Genomic DNA, 12,422 nt, shown 5'->3' with positions numbered 1-12,422 from the left:
TGAACGACGTAGATCTCCCTGAACTTGGAGAAGCATCGACCATTACAAGTGAAAAGCTGGAGCAGGCTGTTCAGCAGCTGGAAAACAAGCTTCAAGAAAAGCCAAAGGACAAGCCACTAAAGAAAGCTGTTCGCCTAGTGCGGAAAGACGTTCTCCCACGGTTGCAGAAATATGAAGATCAACAAGCGACGCTCGGAAGCCGCAACAGCTTTAGCAAAACCGACACCGACGCCACATTTATGCGCATGAAGGAAGACCACATGCGCAATGGTCAGCTGAAGCCTGGGTATAACGTGCAGATTGGGACAGAAGATCAATTCATCCTCGCTTACAGTATCCATCAACGTCCAACGGATACGCGTTGTCTCAAGCCACATCTGGACAAAGTGAAAGCCTCGTTTGGTCAATTGCCGGGAACCATCATTGCAGACGCAGGTTATGGAAGTGAAGAAAACTATGCTTACCTGGAGTCTGAGGAACAACGGGCACTTGTTAAATACAATACCTATCACAAAGAAAATACCAAAGCGTGGAAGCAAGACATTAGCAAATTCGAGCATTGGTTGTATGACGAGAAAGAAGACACGTGGACATGCGCAGCAGGACAGAAACTTCTATTCCGTTATGAAAGCAGAAGTACCACGGAAAGTGGTTATGAAATTACCACTCGCCATTATCGCAGCCTTTCCTGTGAAGGCTGCCCGCTGAAGGAACGATGTACGAAGGCACAAGGCGAGCGTGAAATAAAGGTTAGCATGGAATATCTTCGCCTCAAACGACAAGCGAGGGAGCAATTAAAGAGCGAGGATGGTATGCATTATCGGTTCGACGCATGCACGAACCAGAGCGTGTGTTTGGCCAAATCAAGAATAACCGAGGATTCCGCCGGTTCCTGCTTCGAGGCTTGCCGAAAGTCAGCTTAGAGGTCGGGTGGCTTTCACTTGCCCATCATTTGCTGAAGAAAGCTGCAAAGGATAAAAATCTAAAAATAGCGTTGCAGGTCCGCAACGCTATTTTTATGAAATTCACTTTTGTAATTTAGATGCGAGCCATTTCTCTAGCGAGCGAACCTCTTTTGAGACGGCCCCTTTGATAACATTACGCTTGCCGTTCGTCGTATCCAGCATTATTGTCATATCAAGGAAATTGTAAATTCGTTAGAAATTACTTAATCCCCGCGTTCCTCCGCCCCATCCTGCTCCTTGCTTTCAAACTCATTGAGCAGCGAACGCACTTCATTTGTTGACTTTGCGTTCATCAACGTATTTCTTAATTCGCTTGCCCCTCGAAATCCGCGGACGTATATTTTGAAGAAACGGGCAAGGGGCCGGAACGAACGCGGCTCCAGTCCTGAATAGCGATCATGGAAATCCAGATGCAGCCGCAGCAAATCAAGCAATTCCTCGCTGCTGTGCTCCTTCGGCTCCTTCTCAAAAGCAAACGGATTATGAAAAATACCGCGCCCGATCATAATACCATCCACACCGTACTGCTCAGCGAGCTTGAGGCCGGTCTGGCGGTCAGGGATATCCCCGTTAATGGTCAAAAGGGTATCTGGCGCCACCTCATCACGAAGCTTCTTAATCTCCGGAATCAGTTCCCAGTGAGCATCCACTTTGCTCATTTCCTCTCTTGTGCGCAGATGAATGGACAAATTAACAATGTCCTGCTCCAAAATATGGGTTAACCATCCGCGCCATTCATCTAGGTCACTAAAACCGAGCCTTGTCTTTACGCTGACGGGCAGTCCTCCTGCTTTGGCGGCCTGGATAAGTTCCGCTGCGGTTTCAGGGCGGCAGATCAGGCCGCTCCCCTTCCCATTCTCGGCTACATTCGCTACAGGACAACCCATATTAATATCAATGCCTTTGAAGCCTTCTTTCGCCATACCGATGCTCATTTGACGGAAGTATTCCGGCTTGTCTCCCCAGATATGTGCTACAATGGGCTGTTCATCCTCTGTAAAAGTCAAACGCCCGCGCACAGCATGGCTCCCCTCCGGGTGGCAATAACTCTCTGTATTCGCAAACTCCGTAAAAAACACATCCGGTCTGGCTGCCTCGCTTACGACATGGCGAAAAACAACATCCGTCACATCTTCCATGGGCGCCAGTATAAAAAAGGGCCGTGGTAAATCACGCCAAAAATTATTTGTCATATCAAAAACCTCTCTATACTTTCAGCATGTTAAAGGAACGTATTTCAAACGGCAGTATGTCCTAATGGCAAACATTTAATAAGTATACCATAACCCCGAGAGAAGCATATTCTTCTCCAATCGATGCTTTCAGTCTGATTTGTCTCAGGGTATTATTAATAATAATACCTAATAAATAGGATGATAGAACGAAAATATCGGGCTAGCCATTTGGTGCACAAAATGCAAGGCACGTATCAGGAGTTCGCGATATAGTAACACGGGGAGGAAGCTGCGAATGGAATGGGTAACACGAATGACCGATGCAATCGGCTATATCGAGGAGCATCTGACAGAAGAGATCGTCTACGCGGAAGCGGCGCGAATCGCCGGCTGTTCTTCCTATCATTTTCAACGGATGTTCTCTTATATGGCGGAAGTCTCCTTGGCGGAATATATTAGGCGGCGGCGAATGACGCTTGCGGCGTTCGAGCTTCAGAACAGCCCGATCAAAGTGATCGACCTCGCATTGAAATACGGCTATGAGTCGCCGGAAGCGTTCGCCCGCGCGTTTCAGCAGCTGCACGGCACGACGCCAACCGCCGCGAGACATGCCGGAACGAAGCTTAAAGCCTATCCGCGCATTTCCTTCCACTTTACGATCAAGGGAGCTCTTGAAATGAATTACCGTATCGAGCAATTAGGGCCGTTCAGTATCTCCGGCAAGAAGGAACGCATTGACATGGAGCTTGCTTTCGAACAAGTTCCCCGTATCTGGCAATCAGCGCAAGAGGAAGGGTTGTTTGGCCTGCTGTGGGATATTCGCAATGCCGAGCATCCAATTAGAGGCATAATGGGCGTATGCGTGGACGGCAACTGGGGCAAAAACGACGGATTCGATTACTTATTGGCGATCGCTTCCGAACAAGAGCCGCCGGAAGGGTTGGAGAAGCTTGAATTTTCGGAAGCCTCTTGGGCCGTTTTCGAAGCACTGGGCCCCCCGGAAGGCATACAGGACCTATGGAGACGGCTATATACGGAATGGATTCCCGCTTCCAATTATGAGCTTGGGCATTTGCCGGCTATCGAATGCTACTTGCCGATCGAAGAGGGTAAAAACGAGCTTTGGGTGCCTGTTGTGAAAAAGGGCTAGCTTCTGTCATCGTCTAGTGTTGTAAAAGCGAGGAAGCCGCCGGGCTTCCTCGCTTTTTGCGCTATTGCATGAAGAACGCTTCATCCTGCACATTCGGAAACGGATCGGCGAGGACGCTCCAATCGCACTCCATCTCCTCATCGCTAAGCAGGCAGCGGTCCAGCTCTGCTTCCAGCTCCCGTCGATCCAAACCAATACCGATCAAAACGACTTTATTCATCCGGTCGCCGTATTTCGGATGCCATTGCCGTGCCAGCTCCTTCTCTTCCCTGAGCAGCTGCAGCTTCTCATGCTCCGGCAGCGCATCCGCCCATAAGCCGGCCGGGCCAAATTGAATAGAAGGCCCCGCTTGGCTTAAGCTCTGCGCATGCTTCGCGCGCGAAGCCAGCCAGACGATTCCTTTTGCCCGCACGACTTCCTCCGGCCATTGCTCCATCCACTTCATCAGACGCAGCGGATGAAACGGCTTAACCCGTTGATAGACAAAGGAGGAAATGCCGTACTCCTCCGTTTCCGGCGTATGAACCGGCGATTCCAGCTCCTTGATCCAGCCTGCAGATCGGCTCGCCTCCTCGAAATCGAACCGCCCGGTATTCATAATGACAGCCGGCTCAACTTGCCCTTTCACGGTGCGGATTAGCTTCGCACGCGGCTGAAGCGTACGCAATACCTGCTCCAGTTCTTCCAGCTCTGCTTCTTCTACAAGATCGCATTTATTGAGCAGAAGCACATCGCAAAATTCAATTTGATCAATAAGCAGATCGACGACTTCGCGCCGGTCATCCTCGCCTGCCGCTTGGCTGCGGTCGAGCAGCGACTCGCCGGACGAGTAGTCATGCCAAAAGCGGTAAGCGTCAACGACCGTCACCATCGTGTCCAGCCTGCACCATTGCGTTAAATCAATGCCTTGCTCCTGATCGATATACGTAAACGTCTGCGCTACCGGCACTGGCTCGCCGATCCCCGTCGACTCGATCAAAATATAATCGAACCGTCCCTCCTTGGCGAGCCGTTCCACCTCGCGAAGCAAATCCTCCCGCAGCGTGCAGCAAATACAGCCGTTCGACATTTCCACCAGCTTCTCGTCGGTACGGGAAAGGCCGCCGCCATTTCTCACCAACTCGGCATCGATATTAACTTCGCTCAGGTCGTTAACGATAACGGCTACCCTTAAACCGTCGCGATTATGCAGTACATGATTAAGTATCGTTGTTTTCCCCGCTCCCAAATAGCCGCTCAGCACCGTTACCGGAATTTTGTTCATTGCCATCCATTCGCACCTCTTTCATTATATTCAACATTCAATAAATCGTAACAATTACGATTATTGCCCGTTAATAAATCCGAGAATCGGTTCTCGGATTACAACTTTATTTTAATCGTAACAATTACTATTAAAAGAAGTGTAGCATCTTTCTTCTTTTAAGGCAACCCGCTCCTTTTATCGATTCTAAAGTACTTTTGCATCTAAAATGTCGGGCGTAATCCCGGCAATATAAAAACCGCTCCCTCGGCATGTGCAGTATGCCGAGAGAGCGGTTTTCGTGTGTTAATGCGGCATCGGCTGCCCCTTGTGTGTAATAAAGAGCGCTTCCGGCTGCGGCGAGGCCGTCCGGTCCACGATGCTCATAATGCCTGCTGCGGCAACCGCCGCGTCGCCCGGCGCATTTCCGCCGCCCATATCGGTGCGGATCCATCCTGGATGGAGCGCATAGACAAGCATTCCTTGCGGCGAAAGCGCGCCGCGCAGCTGCGCGGAGAACATATTCAGCGCCGATTTGGACAGCGCGTACGAGTAATCTCCGCCGTACGCGCCTGCGATACTCCCCGCTTCCGAGCTGATGTTCATGACGCATTGCCGCTCGCCGCGCTGCAGCAACGGCAAAAAGTGCTTCATGACGCGCATCGGACCGTACAGGTTCGTCTGCATCGTTTGCTCCACCTGACCGAAATCAAGCTGCTCCAGCTTCTGCTCGCGGCCGAGCAAAATGGCTGCGCTATTAATGACGGCGTCTATGTAATTGCCATGCTCCGCTGCTGCCTGTGCCGCCGCCGCTTGGACGGACGATTCATCGTTGACGTCAAGCGGCAATAGATGCAACTGGCCGGGATATTCTGCCGAAAGCTTATCCAATCCTCCTGCAGAAGCGGTACTGCGGACGCCGGCCAGCACTACATGTCCGCGCGCGCACGCTTCCGCAGCGATCGCGAGGCCTAAGCCGCGATTTGCCCCGGTTATTAATATTTTCATCTATGATGCCTCCCAGCTAGTTGTCATTCTCCAGCAGCTCAAGCATCACTTTCAGCTGCTTGAACGTATCCATGTACGCATAGCGTCCGCCTGTATATTCGCCCTTTTGCACGAGCGCCATGCCGCTCTTTTCCATGACGGCGACCTTCTCCTGCATGCCTTCCACTGCAAACGCAATATGATGAGGGCCTTCGCCATGCTTATCCAGATGCTCCCGCCATGTGCTAGGATGCTCATCCGGCTCGATCAGCTCCAGCTGGAGCGACCCCATATCAAAGAAAGCCAGCTTCGCGCGGGCCACGGTTGATTCTCCGTTATATTCCGTTTGCGCTTTATCGACCGTATCGGTCCAAAACCAGTCGGGCTTCTCCACACCGAAAAAGTCGGCATATGCTTGCGAGACTGCCTCAATATCATGTACCAGCAGTCCGATTTGAGTGATGGTGCGATTTCCAAGCTTGCTTTTGTCCATAACGCGATCGCTCCTTTAGCAAAATAGATTAGATACAGCGCTTTCAATCTTCATCATACTATAAACGGAACGTTGCTTGTACACTGTACGTGATCGAAAACATATTAGTTTTTAACACCGATAGCTTAACTTCTTATCTTTTTTTCAATTTGTGTAATCGTTACATTTATATTGGGAAACAGGTCGACACCCACCTATAAGGAGATGAGAATATGAATACGGCATCCTATTTGAAAATCATCGACGAAGTTAATGCTACCGGGAAATACAAGGACAATTGGGATTCGCTCAGCCAGTTCCAGCTGCCAGACTGGTATCCGAACGCGAAGTTCGGCATTTTTATTCATTGGGGCGTTTATTCGGTTCCAGCCTTCAGCAACGAATGGTATTCGCGCAATATGTACATACAAGGCAGCAAGGAATTTGAGCACCATAAGGCTGTTTACGGCAATCATAAAGATTTCGGATACAAAGATTTCATTCCGATGTTTAAAGCGGAACATTTCGATGCTCGGCAATGGGCCGAGCTGTTCAAGCAAGCGGGCGCAAAATATGTGATGCCCGTTGCCGAACACCACGACGGCTTTCAAATGTACAAAAGCAGTCTATCCCGCTTCAACGCTTATGACATGGGACCGCAGCGTGACTTGCTCGGAGAGATGAAAGAAGCCTTCGAGGAAAGCGGCCTTCAGTTGTGCATCTCCTCCCACAGGGCGGAGCATTGGTTTTTTATGTCGCATGGCAAGGAGTTTGATTCTGATATTCGTGAGCCGCTGGAGCAGGGCGACTTCTATTGGCCGGCAATGCCGGAGCCTGATCATCAGGATCTATACGGCTCCCCGCCTAACCAAGCTTACTTGGAGGATTGGCTCGTTCGCTGCTGCGAGCTGGTAGACCAATACAAACCGAAGGTGTTCTACTTCGATTGGTGGATTCATACCGCGGCATTCAAGCCTTATCTTAAAAAATTCGCCGCCTACTATTATAATCGGGGATTAGAATGGGGCCAGCCGGTTGCGATCAATTATAAACATGACGCCTATATGTTCGGCACGGCCGTCGTCGATATTGAACGGGGACAGTTCGCAGAGCTGAAGCCTTATTTTTGGCAAACCGATACAGCTGTTGCGAAAAACTCCTGGTGCTATACCGAAGGAAACGACTATAAAACGTCCGGAGAAATTATTCGCGACCTGGTCGATATCGTTAGCAAAAACGGCAATCTGTTATTGAATGTAGGCCCGAAAGCGGATGGCACGATCCCGGAGGAGGATCGCCGCATCCTGCTGGAAATCGGGGAATGGCTACGACTCAACGGCGAAGCGATATACAGTGCGAGCTACTGGCGGACGTTTGGAGAAGGACCTACCAAAGTTTCCGAAGGCCAATTTACGGACGGAGAAATGAAGCTCTTTACGAGCGAGGATATTCGCTTCACGGCCAAAGGCGGCTCGTTGTATGCCACCGTGCTTGTATATCCAGAGAACGGGGAAGTACGGATCAAATCGCTTAAGGCACATTCTCCTCATTTTCACGGGATCATTAAAAAGATTCAGCCGCTCGGCTGGGAAGAGACGCCGGTGTGGGAGCGCAACGAAGAGGCTTTGTGCATTACGACGAAGACGGTGCAAAGTGCGCTCCCGGTCGTATTCCGCATTGAGTTGGACTAATTCAAAATAAACGGTTTGTTGCTGCTGTGAACTCGTTCAAAAAGGGTGAGAAAACAGGCGGCTGCACCGCTGCATTCAACCATTTCCGGGTAAGACAGCCCTTCATACAATAGAGCATAAGCGCAGGCCGCGCGTGATACCTGCCCATGTCCGAGCGTAGATAGGGGATGCCGTCGATGTGCTGTTTTATCGGAAAGGTGATTATATGCAAAAACAACGGCACGATCCATTTCGGAAGGATTGGGCGGCTTAATTCTATCGAGGACTTTGTCGGCAATGCGCCTCAAGGCGCTTTGAACGAAGGCCAGGACGCCGGCGTTAATGCAGCAGCAAAGAAGAAATCGGTGAAAGGCAACCCGAAAGCTGCTAAATACCGATGAAATAAAAGGAGCTGACTTTGCAAGATTTACTTGCATAGTCAGCTCCTTTGTCGTTAAAACGTAAATTGCTTGATCCGTTCATACTCTTCTAATGTAATCGGAAGCACCGTTCCGTGCTTAAAGCCGTAGGGGAAGTTAAAGCTTTCATCCGAGCGGATAAACCGGCCGCTTTCGATATCGTCAGCGACGAATGGCACATACCCCTGCCCTGCACCCTCCACGCCGAAGAAGTCGAGCAGCAGACACCATTGTCCGTTCGCCAACTTAAACGCTGTCGGCGCTTCATAAGCGCTGTGTCCAAGCTTCGCCATCTCCACGTCGAACGCTTCGATTCGCGTATACTCGCCGGTTAACGTTTTCCCCTTTTGCAAAATAATGCCCGCAGGGTCAATCTCGCTCTTCAGAAACCGGTAATAACTGCCGTTCTCCTCATAAATTGCGGAATCGATAATGCCGCTGCCATCCTTCCGGCAAAGCATTTGCGGTTTGGTAAAGCTCTCGAAGTCTTTCGTCCGCGAATAGTAGATGGCCTTATGGCCGAAATTGTTCGATGCGTGAGAGGATGACCAATGGAGTACATACTCTTCATTCGCTTTATCATAGATGACGTCAGGCGCCCACAGGCAGCCGTAATCTTCATCTCCGAGCTCAATTAATTTTTGCTCCGACCAGTTGACGAGGTCTTCTGACTCCCACATGGACAGACATTTGCTGCCTTCCCTGCCGATGTTAGCCCAATCGCCTTTATATTTCGTCTGGAAGCAATTCGCAAGGCTAAGATCAGTAGCAAAAATATAAAATTTTCCGTTGTTCGCCCGCACGATCGTATGATCCCGGACGCCCTCTTCGCCCAGCTTGCTCCAAAGGACAGGCTCGCCGCCGTTGACCTGCTTCCAATTGAAGCCATCGGTGCTTAAACCGAAATAAACCTGCTCGCCGTCCGGCGTTTTTTTCTCTTTAAAATGGACGAATAAATAAGCTTGCATGCAAGTTCCTCCCTAGAGCAGCGGTGCTGCCCTCTTTGAATTAATATAAATATTAAACAGAATATAGTTTTATTAATTTAAATCTATCATAATATAAAATCGGTTGCAACGATGCGTCGAAAGAAAAGCCCAGCCAAACGCCCGGGAGCAGCGGGCAGGATTTTGCACCGATATGTTGAATTGAAACATGAAATATATGGATTGAAATTAATGAAGCAGGTGACGAGACGATATGGGATTATTTGATTTTTTAAAGAAACCGAAAATAGCTGAAATGGAAGTACAAAACGAAGCTTTGCAAAATGTTGAAAGCTTTGCGTCTTTTCAACAATTGTTAGAGCGATACAGCGGGATCGCTTTTGAAAAACAGCTGGCAATGACCGATTTGATCGGCGATCTGGATTGGAATGTGGATATGATCGCAGGGACAGCTACATTCGGTACGGAGTTCACTTTCCCCATCCAAATGCTGGGCAGCGTTTCACATCAATCAAACACTTGGTTATGGGCATGGGCAAACACCCAGGCGCAAATGTCCGCAACCATTTTGAAACAAGCAAATGAGTTGAAAGCTTACGGCACTAAGCACAACATTGCCGAGCTTGCTGAAAAAACATTTTCTGCGACCAGTCATGAAGGACATGCGATTGCCAGCATCGCTTCCGGCATGTTTAAAAACCGTTTTTATTACGCAGGCAACTATGGCGCTGGCACCGCTTTTTTCACAATTGATACGGCAGAAGAAGATGTAAAGAAGCAACCCGAATCGGTATTAAACGTATTTCCGCAGCTTATTATGGCGTTTGAACTCGATCATAGAAAAGCGTTAAGCTTCTATTTGCAAGACAAAGGCTTTGAAGTGATTGACTCTGATGACGGCTTAACAGGCGTTTCTTCCAGGCTCACGGTTAAAGCATATTTCGATAAGCAAAGTCGAATGACCAACCTTGAGGCAGCTCCTAAATAAAAAGGCAGAGATAAAAGAAGCAGCTGGCTATGCGACAGCCGGCTGCTTTTTTCGGATATGTTCTACTTCTCTTGATTTTCCTTAAATCGTTCTATAATCGCCTGGTAATGTTCATCAGAAGGATAGATGCCTAGAACCATTTCCGCTATTTATGCCGCTGCTGTGCTTTTATTTTGTTAGGATCATTCTTGTATAGTTTCTTAAATCTTGTAAGCCTTCATCGCTTTTCTAAGCTCTTTCCATGTAGGGCGTTTGCCGTACATCAGCACGCCTGTACGGTAAATTTTTGCCGACAGCCAACCGCCAAAGTAGATGCTCACAAACAGGATGCCGAGCGACAGCAGCACTTGCCATACTGGCGGGTCTGTCAGGCCAATACGAAGCAGCATAACGAAAGGCGAGAAGAACGGAACATAGGAGGCAACCTGTACGAGCATCGTGTCCGGGTTCGACATGCTGAACGAGGCGATGTAGAAGCCTGCCAACGATAAAATCGTAATCGGAAGCACCGCTTGACCAAGCTCCTCCGTCCGACTCACAATGGAGCCGACTGCCGCATAAAGAGTTGCGTACAGGAAGTAGCCCGCGAAGTAATAAACAAGCGCATAGACGAGAATCATCGGATCGATTTGTGTCAGATCAATATTAAATTGCATAAATGCTTCTTTGTTATGCGGCATTCTTGCATTGACGAACATGGTGAGGACATAGATCATAACTTGCGAAACCCCTACGATAAACACCCCGAAAATTTTCCCGAACATTTGCGTCAGCGGAGGGACGCTCGTAATGAGCACTTCCATCACACGCGAGCTTTTCTCAGCTGTTACCTCGGATGCGATCATTTGTCCCGATACCATAATTGCAAAGAAGAGAAGCAAAATAATAACGGTTATAGCTCCTATCGTAACGCCCAGCTCAGCCTCATCCTTGCCTTCTCCAGACGCATCGATTTGAATCGTTTCCATTGCCAATGGCGTTAGAAGCATTGCGCGCTGCTCATCCGTTAGTGCTACACCAGTCAATGCAGCTTCCGTTTTATACAGATTCAATATGGATTCAAGCATTGCCATTGTCGTTGTATTCATGCTCTCTGCTTTATACGTTACTTTCGGTAAACCATTCTCCGCTTTCTCACCGAATAGTAAGTAGCCGCTAATTTTTTCTTCCGCGATTGCTGCTTTCAGCTTTGCTTCCGCTTCCTCCGCATTGCCCCCTTTGCCAACTTCTATCAAGCTGACGTTCAATTGCGGCGCATTGGAAAGGTAATCCGACAACTCTTTCCCCATCTCTGATCCTGGGATATTATCACTTTGAGTGGCATAGCCGATCTTAACCAATTTATTATCGTTGCCATCTTTATCAAACAACGAAATGATAGCCGGCAAGTTAATGCCAATCGACATAATAACGACAATGATAAGTGTTGTGATTAGAAAAGCTTTCGAGCGGAACTTGTTGCGAGCGGTAAAGCCGACTACTGTCCAAAATTTACTCATTTCTCTCACCTACCGTTTTTATAAAGATTTCGTTAAGCGTTGGTTCCATAATTTCAAAGCGGTAAATTTCCGTTTGGCCGATGGCATGACGCAAAATGCTGCCAGCTGCTTCTTCATTAGAGATGTTCACAATGTATCCGTTCTCTTGGCGGGTTACCTTAGTAATTCCTTCCAGAGACTCAAGACCGTTCACTTCGCCTGACGTACGCAGTATAACTTTTTCACGCGGGTAACGACTCTTTATTTCTTTCAAGCTGCCCTGCACAACAGCGTTTGAGCGATGAAGTATTGTAATATTCCGGCATAACTCTTCGACATGCTCCATACGGTGCGTCGAGAACAGCATCGACGTTCCGTTGTCGCGAAGCTCTTTAACGGTCGACTTCAGAAGCTCGACATTGACCGGATCAAGGCCGCTGAACGCTTCATCCAATATAACGATTTTCGGATTATGGATGACCGAAGCGATAAATTGAATTTTTTGCTGATTGCCTTTCGATAATTCTTCCACCCGTTTGTTGTAATACTCCGGCACTTCGAATCGTTCAAGCCACCGCTTTAAGCTGGCATCTGCGTCTCTTTTCGATACGCCGCGAAGCTCTGCCAAATAGATGAGCTGATCGCTGACGCGAACTTTCGGATACAAGCCGCGCTCTTCCGGCAGGTAGCCGAGACCTTTCAATTCGTCATTCGAGTAAGGCTTGCCGTTGTATAGGATGCTTCCGCCGTCCGGGTAGATCAAGCCGAGCACCATCCGCATCGTTGTCGTTTTACCGGCGCCGTTCGCGCCGAGCAACCCGTATATTTCACCTTCTCCTACTTCAAAGCTGATATGATTGACTGCCGTTTTCTCTCCATACTGCTTATAAATGCGATCGACCTGCAACCGTTGCATATATCGATTCTC

General features: G+C 48.9%; 11 protein-coding genes and 1 pseudogene. 5 read left to right on the top strand and 7 right to left on the bottom strand.

What is annotated here, in order from left to right:
- Nucleotides 1-1,042 (top strand): annotated as a pseudogene (locus tag GOM71_RS05365) (transposase); the annotation flags it as partial.
- Between the two features lie 126 nt (nt 1,043-1,168).
- Here GOM71_RS05365 and GOM71_RS05360 read toward each other — a convergent pair.
- On the bottom strand, nt 1,169-2,158 hold the full coding sequence (locus GOM71_RS05360; protein WP_156278719.1) for a tRNA dihydrouridine synthase: 990 nt from the start codon (nt 2,156-2,158) through the stop codon (nt 1,169-1,171).
- A gap of 277 nt (nt 2,159-2,435) precedes the next feature.
- Between GOM71_RS05360 and GOM71_RS05355 the strand changes: the two genes are divergently transcribed.
- Complete coding sequence (locus tag GOM71_RS05355; RefSeq protein WP_156278718.1) at nt 2,436-3,290, top strand: AraC family transcriptional regulator; 855 nt, start codon at nt 2,436-2,438, stop codon at nt 3,288-3,290.
- 61 nt (nt 3,291-3,351) lie between these two features.
- Here GOM71_RS05355 and GOM71_RS05350 read toward each other — a convergent pair whose 3' ends face one another.
- The 3 genes from GOM71_RS05350 to GOM71_RS05340 form a co-directional block, all read right to left on the bottom strand.
- Nucleotides 3,352-4,560: a GTP-binding protein gene (locus GOM71_RS05350; protein ID WP_156278717.1), complete on the bottom strand. Its 1,209-nt coding sequence runs from the start codon at nt 4,558-4,560 to the stop codon at nt 3,352-3,354.
- A gap of 279 nt (nt 4,561-4,839) precedes the next feature.
- A complete protein-coding gene (locus GOM71_RS05345) occupies nt 4,840-5,541 on the bottom strand; it encodes an SDR family oxidoreductase (protein WP_156278716.1) in 702 nt (233 codons plus the stop codon).
- Nucleotides 5,542-5,557: 16 nt separating this feature from the next.
- Complete coding sequence (locus GOM71_RS05340; RefSeq protein ID WP_156278715.1) at nt 5,558-6,013, bottom strand: VOC family protein; 456 nt, start codon at nt 6,011-6,013, stop codon at nt 5,558-5,560.
- A 212-nt stretch (nt 6,014-6,225) separates the two neighbouring features.
- On the opposite strand from GOM71_RS05340, the gene GOM71_RS05335 reads away from it, so the two are divergent.
- Both GOM71_RS05335 and GOM71_RS23745 read left to right on the top strand, forming a co-directional pair.
- The gene (locus GOM71_RS05335; RefSeq protein WP_156278714.1) at nt 6,226-7,683 is read left to right on the top strand and encodes an alpha-L-fucosidase; all 1,458 of its coding nucleotides are present in this window, start codon (nt 6,226-6,228) and stop codon (nt 7,681-7,683) included.
- Nucleotides 7,684-7,880: 197 nt separating this feature from the next.
- On the top strand, nt 7,881-8,063 hold the full coding sequence (locus tag GOM71_RS23745) for a hypothetical protein (RefSeq protein ID WP_173275245.1): 183 nt from the start codon (nt 7,881-7,883) through the stop codon (nt 8,061-8,063).
- A 53-nt stretch (nt 8,064-8,116) separates the two neighbouring features.
- Here GOM71_RS23745 and GOM71_RS05325 read toward each other — a convergent pair whose 3' ends face one another.
- Complete coding sequence (locus GOM71_RS05325) at nt 8,117-9,049, bottom strand: glycoside hydrolase family 43 protein (RefSeq protein ID WP_156278712.1); 933 nt, start codon at nt 9,047-9,049, stop codon at nt 8,117-8,119.
- A gap of 232 nt (nt 9,050-9,281) precedes the next feature.
- Between GOM71_RS05325 and GOM71_RS05320 the strand changes: the two genes are divergently transcribed.
- Entirely contained in the window at nt 9,282-10,016 is a 735-nt protein-coding gene (locus GOM71_RS05320; RefSeq protein ID WP_156278711.1) for a DUF6882 domain-containing protein, read from the top strand.
- Nucleotides 10,017-10,216: 200 nt separating this feature from the next.
- On the opposite strand, the gene GOM71_RS05315 is transcribed toward GOM71_RS05320, so the two are convergent.
- A complete protein-coding gene (locus GOM71_RS05315; RefSeq protein WP_156278710.1) occupies nt 10,217-11,515 on the bottom strand; it encodes an ABC transporter permease in 1,299 nt (432 codons plus the stop codon).
- On the bottom strand, nt 11,508-12,410 hold the full coding sequence (locus GOM71_RS05310; RefSeq protein ID WP_156278709.1) for an ABC transporter ATP-binding protein: 903 nt from the start codon (nt 12,408-12,410) through the stop codon (nt 11,508-11,510). The genes GOM71_RS05315 and GOM71_RS05310 overlap by 8 nt, the downstream gene beginning before the upstream one ends.
- Between the last annotated feature and the right edge of the window lie 12 nt (nt 12,411-12,422).

Origin of the sequence: Paenibacillus sp. NEAU-GSW1 (assembly GCF_009737085.1) — a bacterium.
Taxonomy (GTDB): domain Bacteria; phylum Bacillota; class Bacilli; order Paenibacillales; family Paenibacillaceae; genus Pristimantibacillus.
This window is presented reverse-complemented; position numbering and strand designations above follow the sequence as displayed.